Origin of the sequence: Arthrobacter terricola (genome assembly GCF_004354015.1) — a bacterium.
GTDB lineage: Bacteria > Actinomycetota > Actinomycetes > Actinomycetales > Micrococcaceae > Arthrobacter > Arthrobacter terricola.
The window spans coordinates 124,725-141,994 of sequence record NZ_SMRU01000014.1 but is presented as its reverse complement, the minus strand read 5'-3'; the positions used below and the strand labels follow the sequence as shown (position 1 = coordinate 141,994).

16 protein-coding genes are annotated in these 17,270 nt (G+C 64.1%); 6 read left to right on the top strand and 10 right to left on the bottom strand.

Going from position 1 to position 17,270, the window contains the following annotated elements; all coding sequences use genetic code 11:
- From E1809_RS13365 to E1809_RS13340, 6 genes are all read right to left on the bottom strand, one after another.
- Positions 1 to 654: ABC transporter substrate-binding protein (locus E1809_RS13365; protein WP_165962311.1), on the bottom strand; the 654-nt coding region annotated here is incomplete at its 3' end.
- Between the two features lie 281 nt (positions 655 to 935).
- A complete protein-coding gene (locus tag E1809_RS13360; RefSeq protein WP_133204719.1) occupies positions 936 to 2,345 on the bottom strand; it encodes a sulfate adenylyltransferase subunit 1 in 1,410 nt (469 codons plus the stop codon).
- Positions 2,345 to 3,400, bottom strand: coding sequence for a sulfate adenylyltransferase subunit CysD (gene cysD, locus E1809_RS13355; RefSeq protein WP_235835584.1), 1,056 nt, complete (start codon positions 3,398 to 3,400; stop codon positions 2,345 to 2,347). Before cysD ends, E1809_RS13360 begins: the two co-directional genes overlap by 1 nt.
- Positions 3,397 to 4,119, bottom strand: coding sequence for a phosphoadenylyl-sulfate reductase (locus E1809_RS13350; protein ID WP_133204718.1), 723 nt, complete (start codon positions 4,117 to 4,119; stop codon positions 3,397 to 3,399). The genes cysD and E1809_RS13350 overlap by 4 nt, the downstream gene beginning before the upstream one ends.
- Positions 4,116 to 5,861, bottom strand: a complete 1,746-nt coding sequence (locus E1809_RS13345; RefSeq protein WP_133204717.1) for a nitrite/sulfite reductase — start codon at positions 5,859 to 5,861, stop codon at positions 4,116 to 4,118. The genes E1809_RS13350 and E1809_RS13345 overlap by 4 nt, the downstream gene beginning before the upstream one ends.
- Positions 5,862 to 6,007: 146 nt before the next feature.
- On the bottom strand, positions 6,008 to 6,736 hold the full coding sequence (locus E1809_RS13340; RefSeq protein ID WP_165962310.1) for a sirohydrochlorin chelatase: 729 nt from the start codon (positions 6,734 to 6,736) through the stop codon (positions 6,008 to 6,010).
- 63 nt (positions 6,737 to 6,799) lie between these two features.
- Between E1809_RS13340 and E1809_RS13335 the strand changes: the two genes are divergently transcribed.
- On the top strand, positions 6,800 to 7,471 hold the full coding sequence (locus E1809_RS13335) for a trimeric intracellular cation channel family protein (protein ID WP_133204716.1): 672 nt from the start codon (positions 6,800 to 6,802) through the stop codon (positions 7,469 to 7,471).
- Between the two features lie 13 nt (positions 7,472 to 7,484).
- Positions 7,485 to 7,907 (top strand): hypothetical protein, encoded by a 423-nt coding sequence (locus tag E1809_RS13330; protein ID WP_133204715.1) that lies wholly within the window; start codon positions 7,485 to 7,487, stop codon positions 7,905 to 7,907.
- A 518-nt stretch (positions 7,908 to 8,425) separates the two neighbouring features.
- Here E1809_RS13330 and E1809_RS13325 read toward each other — a convergent pair.
- From E1809_RS13325 to E1809_RS13315, 3 genes are read right to left on the bottom strand one after another with little or no spacing between them, the layout of a single operon-like run.
- Positions 8,426 to 9,529, bottom strand: coding sequence for a polyprenyl synthetase family protein (locus tag E1809_RS13325; RefSeq protein ID WP_133204714.1), 1,104 nt, complete (start codon positions 9,527 to 9,529; stop codon positions 8,426 to 8,428).
- Positions 9,530 to 9,538: 9 nt separating this feature from the next.
- Complete coding sequence (locus E1809_RS13320; RefSeq protein WP_133204713.1) at positions 9,539 to 10,882, bottom strand: geranylgeranyl reductase family protein; 1,344 nt, start codon at positions 10,880 to 10,882, stop codon at positions 9,539 to 9,541.
- A gap of 23 nt (positions 10,883 to 10,905) precedes the next feature.
- A complete protein-coding gene (locus tag E1809_RS13315; RefSeq protein WP_133204712.1) occupies positions 10,906 to 11,682 on the bottom strand; it encodes a demethylmenaquinone methyltransferase in 777 nt (258 codons plus the stop codon).
- An 82-nt stretch (positions 11,683 to 11,764) separates the two neighbouring features.
- Here E1809_RS13315 and E1809_RS13310 point away from each other — a divergent pair, with 82 nt between their 5' ends.
- From E1809_RS13310 to E1809_RS13295, 4 genes are all read left to right on the top strand, one after another.
- The gene (locus tag E1809_RS13310) at positions 11,765 to 13,105 is read left to right on the top strand and encodes an isochorismate synthase (RefSeq protein WP_133204711.1); all 1,341 of its coding nucleotides are present in this window, start codon (positions 11,765 to 11,767) and stop codon (positions 13,103 to 13,105) included.
- A gap of 203 nt (positions 13,106 to 13,308) precedes the next feature.
- A complete protein-coding gene (locus E1809_RS13305; protein ID WP_133204710.1) occupies positions 13,309 to 14,262 on the top strand; it encodes an ABC transporter substrate-binding protein in 954 nt (317 codons plus the stop codon).
- Between the two features lie 35 nt (positions 14,263 to 14,297).
- On the top strand, positions 14,298 to 15,275 hold the full coding sequence (locus E1809_RS13300) for an amino acid ABC transporter permease (RefSeq protein WP_133204709.1): 978 nt from the start codon (positions 14,298 to 14,300) through the stop codon (positions 15,273 to 15,275).
- Positions 15,272 to 16,048 (top strand): amino acid ABC transporter ATP-binding protein, encoded by a 777-nt coding sequence (locus tag E1809_RS13295; RefSeq protein WP_133204708.1) that lies wholly within the window; start codon positions 15,272 to 15,274, stop codon positions 16,046 to 16,048. Before E1809_RS13300 ends, E1809_RS13295 begins: the two co-directional genes overlap by 4 nt.
- Positions 16,049 to 16,225: 177 nt before the next feature.
- Here E1809_RS13295 and E1809_RS13290 read toward each other — a convergent pair whose 3' ends face one another.
- Positions 16,226 to 17,179 (bottom strand): hypothetical protein, encoded by a 954-nt coding sequence (locus E1809_RS13290; RefSeq protein ID WP_133204707.1) that lies wholly within the window; start codon positions 17,177 to 17,179, stop codon positions 16,226 to 16,228.
- Between the last annotated feature and the right edge of the window lie 91 nt (positions 17,180 to 17,270).

Here is a 17,270-nt window from a genome sequence, read left to right as displayed (position 1 = left end):
GTTCTCGGTCGGATTGATCGCCACATCCCCGCCACCGGCCGCACTCGTCTTCAACCCCTGCTTGCCCAGCCAGGCACGCAACGCCACATCCTGGGTCCCGCCCAACTGCGGCGACGCCAGGGTCTTGCCCTTCAAATCCGCCGCCGAAGTGATCCCGGGCCGGACCACCAACTGCGCCCCGCCCGAGGCCGCGCCGGCAATGATGCTCACCGAAGCGCCCTTGCTTTGCACGAACGAGTTGATCGCCGGGTTCGGGCCCAGGTACGCGGCATCGATCGCGCCGGCATTCAACGCCTCGATCGCCGCCGGGCCGGCGTTGAAGATCTGGGTGGTCAGCTTCGTGGTGCCCAGTTCCTTCGCGATCAGGCCCTTGCTCACCCCGACCAGGGCCGGGGCGTGGGTGACGTTGCCGAAATAGCCGAGCTTGAGTTCCGCCGCGGGCGAGGTCAACGCCGCCGCCACGGCCGGCTGGGCCTCATTGTTCTTCGCAACCACGGACGCCACGGCAGCACCGCCGCCCACCAGCACCACCAGACCGGCAGCAACACCAATCTGAAGCGCACGACGACGGGACGGCTTACCACCGTCACCAGCAACAATCCTGATGTTGCCGGGCGCGGGTCCGGGCCGTGTTGGTTCTGGGGTGTTGGCCATGTTGGGAGATCCTTGAATGCGTTGTGGGGGTGCTTGGCGGGTTGTCCGGCCTAGCGACATCGCCCTTCATGGGCAGGCAAGGACCGTTCCGGATTGGTCATGGATAAACCTTAGGGATTGTCATAATTGCCGTTCAATGACGTGGAAACCCGGGGTCACGCAGGTTCACGCGGCGTCACAATCGAACCGGCCATATTACGAAAAAACCGCAGCTTGTTTCCCAACCCGGGCCTTGAGGGCACGGTTTGGGAAACAAGCTGCGGTTTCACGAGAGAGCCGCGTCAGATGACGTAACGTTCATCCTCATGGTCGCCCGGGTGGTCCTTGACCAGGCCGGCGGCCAAAGTGTTGCCGTCCGCAGGATCGATCACCAGGAACGCACCGGTGCGGCGGTGGTGCAGGTAGTTCTCCAACGGCAGCGGCGCGGCGAGACGCAACTGCGCGTTGCCGATGTCGTTCAATTCGAGGCTGGACGCGGGCTGGACATCGAACGTCGCGAGATCGAGCTTGCCGGTCACATTACGGACAAGCGCCTGGACAGTCCGGGTCCCGTGCTTCACGAGCACCTTGGATCCCTCGCGCAACGGCTTGGGAGAAAGCCAGCACAGGGCCGCGTACAAATCGGCGGAACTTTCACGCACCGTCCCGGCCGCGGCAATGGTGTCACCGCGGGCGATATCGATGTCATCGGCCAAGCGCAGCGCCACCGACTGGGGAGCCGTGGCTTCGGCCAACTCGCTTCCGGCAAAGTCGATGCCGGTCACCGTGGTGTTGCGCGGCTCGGCGCCAGGGCTCAGGACCGTGACCTTGTCGCCGATCTTGACGGTGCCTTCCGTGACCTGGCCGGCGTACGCGCGGTAGTCGCGGTACGCTTCGACGTCGAGCCCTGCGGCGACGGCGTCGGGGGCCAGCGCGCCCTGCGGACGGATGACCAGCTGGACCGGGAAGCGGAAGCTCTCCAAGTGGCTTTCAAGCTCATCGGCCGCGGGCAAGGTTTCCAGGACCTCAAGGAGGGCCGGTCCGCTGTACCACGGGGTGCGCTCGGAGCGGTCCACCACGTTGTCGCCGTCGAGGGCCGAGACCGGGATGACCACGAGGTCCGCGATCCCGTCGCTGCCCAGGCCGAGTTCCCGGGCGACCTTCTGGACATCGGTTTCGATCTCGCGGAAGACGGACTCGCTGAATTCCACGAGGTCGATCTTGTTCACGGCCACGATCACGTGCGCCACACGGAGGAGCTGCAGTACCGAGAGGTGCCTGCGGGTCTGCTCCAGGACACCCTTGCGGGCATCAATGAGTACGACGACGGCATCCGCAGTGGACGCGCCCGTCACCGTGTTCTTGGTGTACTGAACGTGGCCGGGGCAGTCCGCGAGGATGAAGCTGCGGCGATCCGTGGCGAAGTAGCGGTAGGCGACATCGATGGTGATGCCCTGTTCACGCTCGGCGCGAAGCCCGTCGGTGAGGAGGGCGAGGTCGATTGCCTGCGAACCCGCGGCGCCGCCACCAAACCCACGGTCCGCGGAGGTGCGGGCCACGGCGTCGAGCTGATCGGCGAGGATCGCCTTCGAGTCGTGCAGAAGCCGCCCAACAAGCGTGGACTTGCCGTCGTCGACCGATCCGGCCGTGGCGAAACGGAACAGCGTGGATTCGCGCAGGCCGGTTTCCAGGAGTGAAGTCTCAGTGCTCATTAGAAGTAGCCGTCCTTCTTGCGGTCTTCCATGGCTGCCTCGGAGATGCGATCATCTGCGCGGGTGGCGCCACGTTCGGTGAGTGTGGATGCGGCTACCTCAACAACGACGTCGGCAACCGTGCGGGCGTCGGAAACAACGGCGCCGGTGCAGGACATGTCGCCCACGGTGCGGTAACGCACGAGCTTCGTCACCACTTCCTCGTGCGGGAGCGGCATGGAAACCTCACCCACGGCACGCCACATTCCGTCGCGCTCGAAGACCTCGCGCTCGTGGGCGTAGTACAAACCGGGAAGCTCGATGTTTTCGCGCTCGATGTAGCGCCAAACGTCCAGTTCGGTCCAGTTGCTGATCGGGAAAGCGCGAACATGCTGGCCCACGGTGTGGCGGCCGTTGTACAGGTTCCACAGTTCAGGGCGCTGGTTGCGCGGGTCCCACTGTCCGAATTCGTCGCGAAGGCTCAAGATGCGCTCCTTGGCGCGCGCCTTGTCCTCGTCACGGCGGCCGCCGCCGAAGACGGCGTCGAACTTGTTGCGCTGGATGGCGTCCAGCAGCGGAACGGTCTGGAGCGGGTTGCGGGTGCCGTCAGCACGCTCGGAGAGTTCGCCGCGGTCGATGAACTCCTGGACGGAGCCGACCACGAGCTTCAGGCCGAGCCGTTCCACCGTGCGGTCACGGAATTCGATGACCTCGGGGAAGTTGTGGCCGGTGTCGACGTGCAGCACCGGGAAGGGGACCTTGCCCGGCCAGAACGCCTTGGTGGCCAGGTGCAGCATGACCACGGAGTCCTTGCCGCCGGAGAACAGCAACGCGGGGCGCTCGAACTCGGCGACGACCTCACGAATGATGTGGATGGCCTCGGACTCGAGGGTGTCGAGCGACGAGAGGCGATCCGACCGCAGAGCCGGAACAGCATATGCCGCCCCGGGAGTGGCATCGGGCCTGTCGGAGCCGCGCGCATCGTCCGCAGGACGGATGCCGCGCGGCGAAGGGGCGGGGGCGGCATCTGCTGTGGAGGCGTAGCCGTCCGTCGTCGTCGTGCTCAAGGTGCTCATACGTGTAGCCCGCATTCTGTCTTGTCGGTACCTGCCCAGCGGCCGGAGCGAGGATCAGCTCCCGGGGCCACTTTCCTGGTGCAAGGCTGGCATCCGATCGACGGGTAGCCCTGGGCCAGGAGGGGATTGACGGGAAGGATGTTGTCTTCGGAATACTGGACCAGCTGGTCGAAACTCCAGTCGGCCATCGGGTTGACCTTGACCAGGCCGTTGGCTTCGTCCCAAGTGATCAGCGGAGTGTTGGTCCGGGTAGGGGCCTCATCGCGGCGCACGCCGGTGAACCACACTTCGTAACCGCCCAGGGTCCTGCGGAGCGGCTGGACTTTCCGGAGGGCGCAGCACTGGGCGGCGTCGCGGGCGAACAGGTCCTTGCCGAGGAGTCGGTCCTGCTGCTCAACGGTGTTCTCCGGGAGGACGTCCACCACGTTCACGCGCAGGTTTGCGGCAACCTCATCGCGCGTGGCGTAGGTTTCCGGGAAGTGGTAGCCGGTCTCCAGGAACAAGACCTCGACGCCGGGAAGCTGGTCCGCGACAAGCGCAGGCAACACGGCGTCAGCCATGGAGCACGCGACGGCCACTGTGGGCAGTTCGAAGTTGCGGGCCACCCAGGCGATGACGTCGCGGGCAGGTGCGTTCCAGCCGAGCTCGGCGGCACCGGCCTCGGCCAGCGCTTTCAGCTCGTCGTGGGAGCGCAAGGTTGCAGGAGTCGGAGTGGTCATTGCAGGTCACCTTCCTCGGCAGCGTGTGCCCACTCGGCGAAGGTCTGGCCCTCGGCACGGTTGGCAACGAACTTACGGACAACGCGTTCAACGTAGTCGGGCAAGTCTTCGACGTAGACCTTGAGGCCGCGAACAGTCCGCCCCAGGCCTGCTTCGTCGCGATCGGTGGAAGCGAGTCCGCCACCCAAGTGGACCTGGAAGCCGGGGCTCGGGTCGCCGTCGGGGGTTGGCAGCATCATGCCCTTGAGCCCGATGTCCGCGGTCTGGATGCGGGCACAGGAGTTGGGGCAGCCATTGATGTGAAGCGAGAGGGCCTGCGGCAACTGGCCGCTGTCCGCGAGGTCGGCCAGGCGCTTCTCGAGCTCGGCGACGGCGGTCGCAGCCGTCACCTTGGTCTCGACGATGGCGAGCTTGCAGAACTCGATGCCGGTGCAGGCGATGGTCCCGCGGCGGAACACGGACGGCCGGGCGGAGAGGCCCAAGGCGTCGAGTTCGGCGACGAGCGGCTCCACGTTCTCCCTGGGGACGTCGAGCACGACGACCTTCTGGTGCGGCGTGGTGCGCAGCCGGTAGGAGCCGCGGGCTTCGAGGGTGTCGGCGAGGGTGACCAGCTGGCTGCCGGTCAGGCGGCCGGCCAACGGGGTGGCGCCGATGAAGAACTTGCCGTCCTTCTGCTCGTGGATTCCGACGTGGTCGCCCGGCGTGGCGGGCTTGGGTGCGGCAGGGCCGTCGGCCAGCTTGTAGCCGAGGTATTCGTCTTCGAGGACCTGGCGGAACTTCTCGGTGCCCCAGTCCGCGAGAAGGAACTTCAGGCGGGCCTTGGTGCGCATGCGGCGGTAACCGTAGTCGCGGAAGATGCTGGTCACGCCGTTCCAGACCTCGGCGCCCTGTTCAGGCGTCACGAAGGCGCCGAGGCGCTTGCCGAGCATCGGGTTCGTGGACAGTGCGCCGCCGACCCAGAGGTCGTAGCCGGCGCCGAGTTCGGGGTGGATCACGCCGACGAAGGCGCAGTCGTTGATCTCGTGGACGACGTCCTGCGAAGGGTGTCCGGTGATAGCTGTCTTGTACTTGCGCGGCAGGTTGGCGAGCTCGGGGTCGCCGATGAAGCGCTCCGCGATCTCGTTGATCAACGGAGTGGGGTCGATGATCTCGTCCTTGGCGATGCCGGCAACCGGCGAACCGAGGATGACACGCGGAACGTCGCCGCAGGCCTCGGTGGTGGACAGTCCCACGGCTTCGAGGCGGCGCCAGATCTCCGGCACGTCCTCAACCTGGATCCAGTGCAGTTGGATGTTCTGGCGGTCAGTGATGTCTGCCGAGCCGCGGGCGAAGTCCACGGAAATCTGGCCGATCACGCGCAGTTGCTCAGTGGTGAGTGCACCGCCGTCGATCCGGACGCGGAGCATGAAGAACTTGTCTTCCAGCTCGTGCGGTTCGAGCGTGGCGGTCTTGCCGCCGTCGATCCCTTGCTTGCGCTGCGTGTACAGGCCCCACCAGCGGAAACGGCCGTGCAGGTCGGTGCCGTCGATGGAGTCGAAGCCGTTCTTGGCGTAAATAGACTCGACACGCTCGCGGACGTTCAGCCCGTTGTCTTCCTGCTTCCACGTCTCATTGGCGTTGAGCGGCGTGGTGCCGTCAACTTTCCACTGGCCGTGGGGTTTGGCGGCAGGACGGGCGGCGCGTGCCGGGCGCTTAGGGGCAGCCTGGTCCGCGGAGGCGCCAGCTACAGCAGTATCAGTCATGCATTCGACTGTAGGGCTGGCTGGAGAGGCGTAACAAAGGGCCGGAAACGAAGAGTCACCTAGGGAAATATTTCGTCACGAACCGCCGATGGGCCTTGTGGGACAAGCCCTCCTGTGCATCCGGGAGGGCAGCGGAAGGGCACATTTCAGGGACGTGCGGCAACCGCTGCGTCGTAACGTTCCAAGGCGATCTCCGCGAGTGCCGGCGAGGGCAGCAGCGGTGCCGTGACGACGTCGGCTTCAGCCTTGAAAAGCTGGTCGTGGAAGTACCCCGTGGCCAGGAGATATGAGGCCACCACAATGCGTCCGGCTCCCCCGGCCTGTTCAGTCCCGGCGAGTTCGGCCCTGGCGAGTTCGGCACGCAAGGCCGCGACGCCGTCGGGCACGTTTGGTTCCGCACTGGCACCGTAGGCGACCCGCACTTTGTTCGGCAGCAGTTCGGCGAGCAGGCGGGCTTGCTCTTCCGAGTCGACGGAACCATCCGGCAGCGACGAGCCGGCGGCGGCAAGGAGGACGCCGTCGTCGTCACCCAATCCGGCCTCGCGCAACCGGGCCGCGAGCAGTTCCGCCAGCCGCGGATCCGGCCCCAGCGGCGGCGTCGCCACCACTTCGGGCCGGCCCTTGATCGCCTTGGGGATGTCTACCTTGACGTGGTAACCGGTACTGAGCAGCAAAGGAACGACGACGGCGGGAGTGCCTTCCGGGAGGCCCGCCACCACGCCGGACAACTCAGGTTCCTGGACGTCCACGTACGCCTCGACAACCGTCAAGCCCGGACGCAGGGCCTCGATATCGGCCAGGACCTGGCGGATCGCTGCCTGGCCTTCGGCGTTCCGGGTTCCATGGGCGCACGCGATCAAGACAGGGCTGTTCATGCGTGCAAGCGTAACGTTGGGCACGCAGGATCGCCCGACTGTGAACGAAGAATGGAGTTGCATTTGTTCACTTTTGACCTCGCGCTGGTATGGCTCGACCTGGCCGGCGTGCTCTTCTTCGCCGTGTCCGGATCCTTGCTGGCCGCGAAGAAGCAGTTCGACATCCTCGGGTCCGCCCTCCTGGCTTCGCTCGTGGCCCTTGGCGGAGGAGTCATTCGCGACATCATCATCAATGCAGGGCCACCCGCGGCGTTCACCAATCCTGTCTACTTGCTGCCGCCCCTGTTTGCAGCGGCACTGGTGTACTTCCTGTTTTCCAGCATCCAGCGCTTCACCTCCCTGTTGACCCTGTTCGACGCCGGCGGCTTGGCGTTGTTTTGCATCACGGGCACGCTCAAGGCACTGGGTGCCGGGCTCAATCCCGTGGCGGCCGTCGTGTTGGGTGTCACCACGGCCGTGGGCGGCGGCCTACTCCGCGACATCACCGCCAACGAGATTCCCGCGCTTTTTAACGCCCGCGATTTGTACGCCCTGCCGGCCTTTGCCGGAGCTACCCTGACGGCGGTGCTGTGGAGCGTCGGAGCCTTCAACGGGCTGACCGCGGTCCTCGTCGCCGTCCTGGTTTTCGCGTTCAGGGTCGTGGCGTGGCGCAGGGCTTGGCGGGTGCCTTTGGCGGTGCGCGGCTGGCATCGTAACGGGGTGGCTTCGGGCGCCGAGCCACGCCTCCGCGATTAGCTAGGATGGGACCATGACTGACATGTTCCTCGAGAAATTCCGCGCGCTTGTACCGAAGTATCTCGAGGACGAATGGCAGGAAGAAGACGGCCTGACCACCGCCGAGCTGGACGAAGCGTTGTCTGCCCACTCCTTCACGATTCCCATGGTGCTGCGCGAGTTCTACCTTGCGCTCGGTGGCTGCGAGGACCTCATGGAGGCGTACCACTACTTCTGGGATCCCGAGGAACTCGAAGTGGACGACGAAGGCTTCCTCATGTTCCTCGAGGATGAGGACGAGCAATTCACCTGGGGCTTCCGCATCGGCGACCTCAGCGTTCCGGACCCCATCGTGTGGCGCCGCAACAATGTCCGCGGGCAATGGAAGTCCGAAGAAGGGACATTCTCCGAGTTCGTGTTCGACATGTTCGACTGGGCGTTCAGCGAAGAAGACTAGGGGTTGGCGGGTTGCCTGACGGCCGTTCCTGACCCTGTTTGAATTCTGAAAGGCCGTGACACGCCCTGATTCAGGGCGTGTCACGGCCTTTACTGTGCCGATTTCCCTGTGCCGCAAGACGGACAACACCTCTTTGACCATGTCTTCCGACGGTGAACCACGTCCGCGTAGCAATAGCGCAGGACCGAAAGCCCTTCCCGCCTCCGAGAGCACCGCACGGTTTCGAAAACTTATTGACCATCAAAGTTGCACCCGTGACAAAGTTGTCATAAGCTGTAACCGGATTCACTAAATGCCTCCGGTGAGTCTGATGCGAACGGAGATTATGGTCCCGGTTCGTTGGAGCGCGTGACTCGTAGCGTCCCAAGGAACCGGGGCCATTGCATTTAAGCGCGTTCCGGCAAGGGCTAGTTGGGCAACCCGGCGCCTACCGGCCCTAAAACCAACGAAGCCGCCCGCATGGCACCAGGCCACCCGGACGGCTTCGGCACTCGGCCAATGAACTACAGGCCAGTGAACTAGCTGGTGCGGTCCACCACTGCGTGGGCGAAGTTGGTGAGGGATTCCTTGACCACGCCCTCGGGCAGTGGCTTCAGGGCCTCGATGGCTTCAGCGGACCATTGCCGTGCAATGACCCAGGATTCAGCGGTCACGGGATGCTCACGAAGCCCCGCCACGGCAGAGGCCAACGCTTCATCGGATGAGAGGTCGCCATCAACAAGCTTCAAGAGTTCGACGGCGGACTGGTCGCCTTCGGCGGCAGCCTTGCGAAGGAGCAGGACCGGCAGGGTGGGTACGCCTTCACGGAGGTCGGTTCCAGGGGACTTGCCCGACTTGACCTTCACTCCGGTCACATCGATGACGTCGTCGGCCAATTGGAAGGCCACGCCCACCTTCTCGCCATATTCCACGAGGACGTCTTCGAACGCTTCGTCCGCGCCCGCGAAGATCGCCCCGAGCTGGCCGGAGGCAGCCACCAGGGAACCCGTCTTGTCGGCGATCACGGAGAGATAGTGTGCCACGGTGTCTTCGCCTTCGCGCGGGCCCACGGTTTCATGCAACTGCCCCAAGCACAAGCGTTCGAAGGTACGTGCCTGGATTCCCAGTGCGCGCGAACCAAGTTCGGATACCAGGATCGAGGCCCGGGCGAAGATGAGGTCGCCCGTGAGGATCGCGACCGAGTTCCCCCACACTTCGTGAGCTGTGGGAGCCCCACGGCGGAAGGGAGCGGAGTCCATCACGTCATCGTGGTAGAGCGTTGCGAGGTGCGTCAGTTCAACCACGACCGCGGCTTGGACCACTTCCGGCCGGGAAGCGTCGCCGAGGTGGGCGCACAAGAGGGTCAGCAACGGACGGATGCGCTTGCCGCCGGCTTCCACGAGGTGACGCGACGTTGCGTCAGCCAGCGGATCCGAGTTGGCAATGGCTTCGCGGAGCTGTTTCTCCACGCGGGCAAGGTTGGTAGTGATGGCAGGTCCCAGCTCCGCGTCCTTCGCGATGGCCGCAAAACCGGCAGGAAGCTGCAGGCCCGTGGCGATCGCGGTGGTGGTGGGAGCGGGTTCGACAGTCTCCGGCAAGCCGTGCCCGGCGTGCGTCCAACTGTGTTCGGCAGAGTGAGTCACGGGTTAACCCTAACTTTTCGCAGCGGAAAGCGGTGATTCGGTGCCGGCACGGGGCGAAACGGACCGGGACGTGGTGTTGGACGTCGGGGGCACCAGCATCTCAAGTACCCGGATGACCCGGTCTTCGAATCCCTTGGCCGAGGCATCCGTGAGGTTTGCGAGCATCCGCACCACAAAGCGCATGAGTACCGGGATAGGCATGCCCGTCCGCAACGCGAGCTTCATGACGGCCGGCTTACCGATCAGCGAGGCAAAGAGGCGTCCCAGCGTGAAGTGCGATCCCCACTGGTCCCGCACATAGTCCGCGTACCGCGAAAGGTGCGCGTCGGCGTCGTACGCGGTCCATCCCGCCGAGGCGGCGCGCGACGTAGCGTCGATGATGAATTCGGCCGCGAAGCGGGCCGACTCCATGGCGTAGGAAATGCCTTCGCCATTGAACGGCGACACCATGCCGCCCGCGTCGCCGAGCAACAGGAGGCCGGGCGAGTAGTGCGGCGTGCGGTTGAAACCCATCGGAAGGGCCGCGCCGCGGATTTCGCCCACCTGGTTTTCCGGCGTGAATCCCCATTCGGACGGCATTCCGGCCGTCCAGTCGCGGAGGACTTGCTTGTAGTCGAGCTTGCCGAATTCCCTCGAGGAGTTCAGGATCCCGAGGCCTACGTTGGACGTGCCGTCGCCGACGCCGAATACCCAACCGTAGCCGGGCAGCGGCTTTCCGGACTTGCCCGGGAGCTCCAGCCAGCCTTCCATCCAGTCGTCTTCGTGCCGGGGCGAGGTGAAGTAGGTGCGGACCGCGACGCCGAGCGGCCGGTCGTCGCGCTTGTGCATGCCGAGGGAAACCGCCGTGCGCGCCGAGTTGCCGTCCGCGGCGAGGACGACGTCGGCGTGGAAGTCGCGGGTCTCCCCCGTCTTGCGTCCGGACTCGTCAAGGATCGCTGCCCGGGCGCCGATAACGCGCCTGTCGTCTGACTGAAGCGCTTCGGTGACGCTGTGGCGTTCAAGCACGACGGCGCCTGCCGCCTGGGCGTGCCGGGCCAGTTCCTCGTCGAAACCGAGCCGGGTCCGGATGAGGCCGTACGTGGGGAAATCGGAAACTTCCGGCCACGGCAGCTCGATGGTCCGGCCGCCGGCGATCAGCCTGAGGCCCTTGTTGCGGCGCCAACCTTCGTCTTCAGCGTGCGGAAGGCCGAGTTTCTGGATTTCGCGCACGGCGCGCGGGGTCAGTCCGTCTCCGCAGACCTTCTCGCGCGGAAAGCTGGTCTTTTCCAGCACCGTCACGGAAATACCGGCCTGGGCAAGGTAATACGCGGCGGTGGACCCGGCTGGTCCTGCGCCAACTATCAGTACGTTCACAGCATCCTAGGTGCCAGTCGCGGTCAGCGGGCCTGGTTGTCGGCTTGGCGGCGGGGCTTGATCTGGCGGCGAAGCTTGGCGACGGGAACGCTTTCGCGGTGTTCCGCACCCGGCTTCTGCGCCCGGTGTACGGCGACAATTCCGCCGCTGAGGTTGCGGTAGTTCACGTCGGTCCAGCCGGCGTCCTGCAGCCACGCTGCGAGGTGGTCTTGGTCCGGCCACGCACGGATCGACTCGGCGAGGTACACGTAGGCGTCCGGGTTGGAGGAAACCTTGGTGGCAATCGCCGGCAAGGCACGCATGAGGTATTCGGTGTACATGGTGCGCCAAAGCGGAACCACGGGCGAAGAGAATTCGGCAATGACCAAACGTCCGCCCGGCTTGGTGACGCGGAGCATTTCTTCGAGCGCCTTGTGGGGTTCGTTGACGTTGCGCAGCCCGAAGGAAATCGTGCAGGCGTCGAAGGAGTTATCCGCGAACGGCAGGTTGGTGGCATCGCCGGCGACGAAGTTGATGTCCGGGCGGCGGCGCTTGCCGACCTTGAGCATTCCCAAGGAAAAATCGCATGCCACGACGTCCACGCCGGCGTCGGCATAAGGCTCGCTTGAGGTGCCCGTGCCGGCGGCGAGGTCGAGGACCCGCTGGCCGACGCGAACATCCATCGCTTCGAAAACGACGCGACGCCACCGCCGGGTCTGCCCCATGGACAGGACATCGTTGACGACGTCGTATTTGGGCGCGACATCGTCAAACATGGTCGCAACTTCGTCCGGACGCTTTTCCAAGGATGCTCGGTTCACGTTGCAATTGTCTCAGACAAATAAGGGAGGGCATTTCGGGCGCTCCGTTCGAGCTGGTCCGCGGGAGTAATGTTGTTCCATCATGACGAGCACGCTCCGTACCTTGACAGTCCCCCTCGATGTTGATTCATCCTCCGGGGGGCTGCCGTCGTTTCTGGTGCGGGACGACGTCCTTTGCTGGTCCCGCCGCGAGAACGGATTGGTGGGTTTCGGCGAGCTCGCGCGCTTCACCGCTACGGGGGCCGAACGCTTCCTGGAGGCGGACATGTGGTGGCGCCACCTCGTCATCGAAGCTGAGATCACGGATCACCTCGAGCTTCCCGGCACCGGCCCTGTGGCCTTTGGCTCTTTTGCCTTTTCCAGGACTTCCGCCTTTGAGTCCCGGCTGATCCTGCCGGAGATTGTGGTGGGGATCCGGGATGGCCGCTCGTGGCTGACCCAGTTGACGTTCGACGACGGCGACCTCACCGAGGAGGGTGCCCTCGCCGCCCTCGCGGGCTGGCTCAGCCGTGCGGACCGTGAGCGGCCCGCGGCGGGAGGCTCCGACGTCGGGCGCTCTTCCTTTGACGTCAACGGAAAGGTGACGCTCGAGAGCGGATCCTTGACTGAGGCGGCTTGGAAGCAAGCGGTGGCAGACGGCGTCGCTGAAATCCGGACGGGGAAGCTCGAAAAGCTCGTGCTCGCGCGCGACGTCGTGGCAACGCTGCCTGACGGCGTGAATGCCGCCCACGTGCTTCGCGAACTGGCGCGCAGCTACAGGGAATGCTGGACCTACGGCGTGGACGGCTTGGTGGGCGCGACGCCGGAAATGCTCATCCAGGTGGAAGGCCGCACCGCGCAGGCGCGGGTCCTCGCCGGGACGCTGGACCGCCGCGACGCCGAAGGAATGGACGGCTCGCCGATGGAATACGCCGAGCGGGTGCTGGCTGGTTCCGAGAAGCAGCGCCATGAGCACGAGATCGCGATCCAATCGCTCACTACGCAGCTTGCGCCCTTCTCCGAGGCCATGAACGCCCATAGCGAACCGTTCATCCTGGAACTGCCGAATGTGTGGCACTTGGCGTCGGACGTCAAAGCCGAACTCGCGGACATCGAGGGACATGTCCCTACATGCCTGGCCCTGATCAACGCCCTCCACCCCACGGCAGCTGTCTGTGGCACGCCCACGTCCGTGGCCGGCGCGCTCATCCGCGAGCTGGAACACATGGACCGCGGTCCATACGCGGGGCCGGTCGGTTGGCTCGATGCCGCCGGCAATGGCGAATGGGGCATCGCCTTGCGCGGCGCCATCATCGAGGATGCTAACACCGTGCGGCTCTATGCCGGCTGCGGAATCGTCGAGGGCTCGGTTCCTGAGGCTGAATTGGCTGAGACGTGGGCAAAATTCCGGCCGATGCTCGAATCGCTGGGCATCAACCGCTAGGGTCCGCCCCTTAGCCTCGCCTTCGCCCCCTTGAGGGCTTCTCTTTGTCTGGGAACCAAGACACCATAGGTAAAACCGGTCTTGATTTTTTACTTGGTAGGTTATCCAATAGGAAAACTTAGTTTCCTGTGACGCACATCTCACGGTCAGCGTTACACTATGAACCGATAAGATTCGCATCCACTGCAAAAAAAGGTAAGAAAATGCAGAAATCCCGTTCGCTACCGGTCAGTTCGACGCTAAAGGCCGCGACCATCATCGCAATCGGCGCATTGGCCCTCACCGCATGCACCAACGCCTCCGAGCAAGGCACGCAGGGTTCCTCCGCACCTTCGAGCAGCGCGAATGCAAGCTTTGACCCCACCACCATCCAGAAGGACGACACCCTCGCGGCCATGGTGCCGGCGGCCATCAAGGCCAAGGGCACCCTGACGGTCGGCTCGGACACCTCCTACGCCCCCGCCGAGTTCCTCGGACCCGACGGACAGACCCCGGTGGGTTACGACGTCGACCTCGCCAAGGCGATCGGCGCCACCTTGGGCCTCAAGGTCCAGGTGCAGACGGCCGAATTCACCGGAATCCTTCCGGCACTCGGCCCCAAGTACGATCTCGGCATCTCCTCCTTCACCATCAACCCTGACCGCCTCGGCGCCGTGAACATGGTGAGCTACTTCAACGCAGGCACCGCCTGGGCCGTTCAGAAGGGCAACCCGAAGAAGTTCTCCCTCGACGACGTCTGCGGCAAGTCCATCGGCGTCCAGACCGGCACCGTGCAGGAAGATCCGGACCTGTCCGGCCGCAACAAGAAGTGCGTCGCCGATGGCAAGCAGCCCATCAACATCGTCACCCTCAAGAACCAGACCGACGTGACCACCCGCCTCGTCAACGGCAGCATCGACGCAATGGCCGCGGACTCCCCCATCATCGGCTACGCACTGTCCCAGACGAACGGACAGCTGGAGAAGCTTGGAGACGTCTACGACGCCGCGCCGCAGGGCATCGCCGTCGCGAAGTCGGACACGGCCCTCGCCGACCTCATCCAGAAGACCCTCACCAAGCTCATGGCTGACGGTTCGTACAAGAAGATCCTCACCGGCTGGGGCAACGCCGAAGGCGCCATCACCAAGTCCGAGGTCAACCCGGCGGTCAAATCTTGAGTCTGCCCGCCACTGACAAAAAATCAGGTGCACAGATGGATCACCATCAACAAAGCCACAATGCACCGGTGCTGAACAACTCGGTTCCGGTACGCCACCCTGGACGGTGGATCAGCGCCATCATCATCCTTGGTGTCGTGGCGCTGATGATTCAAAGCGTGATTACCAACCACAACTTCCGGTGGGACGTGGTGGGGACGTACATCCTCGACGTGAAAGTCGTGCAGGGCGTCGGCTGGACGTTGCTCTTGACGGTGGCGTCCATGGTCATTGCGATTGTCCTCGCCATCCTCCTGGCGGTAATGCGGCAGTCCGACAACCCCGTGCTGCGCTACACGTCCTGGGTGTGGGTCTGGTTCTTCCGGGGTACTCCTGTGTACACCCAGTTGGTCTTCTGGGGCCTGATCGCTGTTCTCTACCCCAAGATCAGTGCTGGCGTGCCGTTCGGTCCTGAATTGTTCAGCATCGACACAAGCACCGTGATCACAGCCGTTGTCGGTGCGATTCTCGGCCTTGGCCTGAACGAATCCGCCTACTTGGCAGAGATTTTCCGTGCAGGTCTGAAGTCTGTCGACAAGGGCCAGACTGAAGCCGCCGAGGCACTTGGCATGGGAGGTGGAAAGATCATGTGGCGGATCATCCTTCCCCAAGCAATGCGCATCATCGTTCCGCCGACGGGCAACGAAACCATCGGCATGCTCAAGACCACCTCGCTGGTCCTGGCCGTCCCGTTCACCCTGGACCTGACGTTCGCGACCAACGCCTTGGCCAACCGGATCTACCTTCCGGTGCCTTTGCTGATCGTCGCCGCCATCTGGTACCTCGTCATCACCAGCCTGCTCATGGTCGGCCAACACTACATCGAGGCCTACTACGGCAAGGGCGTGGACACCAACCAGGCTCCGGCCGTGGTTATCAACCCCGCAGCCGCCAAGGCGGCCGCAGCAGTGGCACCGAGCGCTGAAGCCGAACCTGCCCTGAAGATGGACTTCCCCGAGGATGAGGCAAAATGACCGTCACCACACAGAAACCGCTGGTGCGGATCGAAGGCCTGCACAAGTACTACGGCCAGCACCATGTCCTCCGCGGCATCGACCTCACCGTCAACCAAGGCGAGGTTTCCGTTGTCATCGGCCCCTCCGGCTCCGGCAAATCAACCATGTTGCGGTGCGTCAACCTGCTTGAAACGATCAGCGCCGGCCGAATCTCGGTCGGCGACCAATTGATCGGCTACCGCGAAGTCAACGGCCGCCTCCATGACCTGAAGGTCAAGGAAATCGCCGCACAGCGCCGGGAAATCGGCATGGTCTTCCAGCGTTTCAACCTGTTCCCACATAAGACCGCGCTGTACAACGTCATGGAAGCGCCGGTGCAGGTCAAGGGCAAGAACAAAGCTGCCGCCAAGAAGCAGGCTCTCGAATTGCTGGAGCGGGTGGGGCTCGGCGAGCGGGCCAACCACTACCCGGGCCAGCTTTCCGGTGGCCAGCAGCAGCGAGTGGCGATCGCACGGGCCCTGGCAATGGAGCCCGAGCTGATGCTTTTCGACGAGCCCACATCCGCCCTCGACCCCGAGCTCGTAGGCGACGTGCTGAACGTGATGAAGGACCTGGCCAAGTCCGGCATGACCATGATCGTGGTGACCCACGAGATCGGCTTTGCCCGCGAAGTCGGCGACACCCTGACCTTCATGGACGGAGGCGTGGTGGTGGAATCGGGTGATCCCCGGGAAATCATCGCCAACCCCCAGCACGCCCGCACCAAGGAGTTCCTCAGCCGCGTGCTGTAGTTCCTGGCGCTGCGGTTTATGCCCGGCGCTCCGGCTTATGCCCCGCGCTTCGGCTTATGCCCTCGCTTCGGCTTATGCCCCGCGCTTCTCCGATGCCCTGACGCTACTGGAATTCCGGTAGCGCCAGGGCATCGTCGCGTCATCGGGCAAAAACTGTGTCATGGGGTAATTACTGTGTCATGAGCTTGAACGCGGGCGTCGCCGTGGCACGCCTATTTCGGCCAGTCTCCGCTCAAGAAACCCCGGAGCCATGAGTTCCGGCCATACCCAACGGACCACACCGCACCCTGTGGCACGGATCCGGTCCTCGCGAATCTTCTCATCGATCACCGCTTGGGCAGCCGTGCGGCCCTTCAGGAACTCCGGCTTCAAGTATTTCTCGATCCCATCGAATTCGCCTACTACTTTCGCGCCCTTCCAATAGAAGTCCGAGTAGCCGATACGGCCCCCGCCGTCACGGAATTCCTGCTGGAGAACCGGAGCCTCGAATCCTGCGGCACGGATCAAAGCACGGCTGTACGACTCCCCCGGAGACCCGGATAGAGGATCTGCGAAATCCACGGCAACGCGTATCCGGCGGATGGCAGCCGCCGTGTAGTTGTCACCGATACATTCCAGAAGCGTCTCCTTCGTGATCGGAAGGAAATTGCGTTTCTTGTCCGGTTTCAACACGTGATCCAGTGGAACGATGGCCTCGATGAATGGCGTAAACGCAGCCAGATCCAGGACAGTGCGAATCCGGCTTGTCACCAGGAGGCCCTCGCGTCGGTATATCTTGAGGCCATCCGGATCTGCATAGTGGCGGGATATCCCCGGACGCGACCGGCCGCCGTCGTTCTGCAGTGTCAGCGCCTCCACAGGGTGATGGGCTCCGACAAACGGAATTCCCCATACCGACGCCGCTGAATGCCTGCCGAATATGGTCCTGCCGGTGGCTACCTCCGCAGCGGCGCCCACTTTGACCCGGTATTGTTCCCACGGCTTCAGTGCTGCCCAGGTTGCGCCGTCGATGTACACCCCTTGACGGACCCGATGCAATGCGCCTGACTTGGCCCTCCGGGCGAGTTCCTTGGGGGTCAGCCCGTGGAAGGGATGGTCTCGGGTGAGGATGAGTCTGGATAGATCGGCCATGCTTAAGAAACTGGCATGAGGATCAGTGTGGGGGCAGTGCTGGCCTGCTCTATGTGGAAAGTTCGGGGAATCTGACGACGCGTTTAGTGCT

What these genes read in the sequence shown, in the direction of transcription:
- E1809_RS13340 (WP_165962310.1), bottom strand. Translation starts at nt 6,736, where the DNA reads ATGAACAGCCCTGTCTTGATCGCGTGCGCCCATGGAACCCGGAACGCC.
- E1809_RS13295 (WP_133204708.1), top strand. Translation starts at nt 15,272, where the DNA reads ATGACCGTCACCACACAGAAACCGCTGGTGCGGATCGAAGGCCTGCAC.
- E1809_RS13345 (WP_133204717.1), bottom strand. Translation starts at nt 5,861, where the DNA reads ATGACTGATACTGCTGTAGCTGGCGCCTCCGCGGACCAGGCTGCCCCT.
- cysD (WP_235835584.1), bottom strand. Translation starts at nt 3,400, where the DNA reads ATGAGCACCTTGAGCACGACGACGACGGACGGCTACGCCTCCACAGCA.
- E1809_RS13300 (WP_133204709.1), top strand. Translation starts at nt 14,298, where the DNA reads ATGGATCACCATCAACAAAGCCACAATGCACCGGTGCTGAACAACTCG.
- E1809_RS13360 (WP_133204719.1), bottom strand. Translation starts at nt 2,345, where the DNA reads ATGAGCACTGAGACTTCACTCCTGGAAACCGGCCTGCGCGAATCCACG.
- E1809_RS13310 (WP_133204711.1), top strand. Translation starts at nt 11,765, where the DNA reads ATGACGAGCACGCTCCGTACCTTGACAGTCCCCCTCGATGTTGATTCA.
- E1809_RS13290 (WP_133204707.1), bottom strand. Translation starts at nt 17,179, where the DNA reads ATGGCCGATCTATCCAGACTCATCCTCACCCGAGACCATCCCTTCCAC.
- E1809_RS13350 (WP_133204718.1), bottom strand. Translation starts at nt 4,119, where the DNA reads ATGACCACTCCGACTCCTGCAACCTTGCGCTCCCACGACGAGCTGAAA.
- E1809_RS13305 (WP_133204710.1), top strand. Translation starts at nt 13,309, where the DNA reads ATGCAGAAATCCCGTTCGCTACCGGTCAGTTCGACGCTAAAGGCCGCG.
- E1809_RS13330 (WP_133204715.1), top strand. Translation starts at nt 7,485, where the DNA reads ATGACTGACATGTTCCTCGAGAAATTCCGCGCGCTTGTACCGAAGTAT.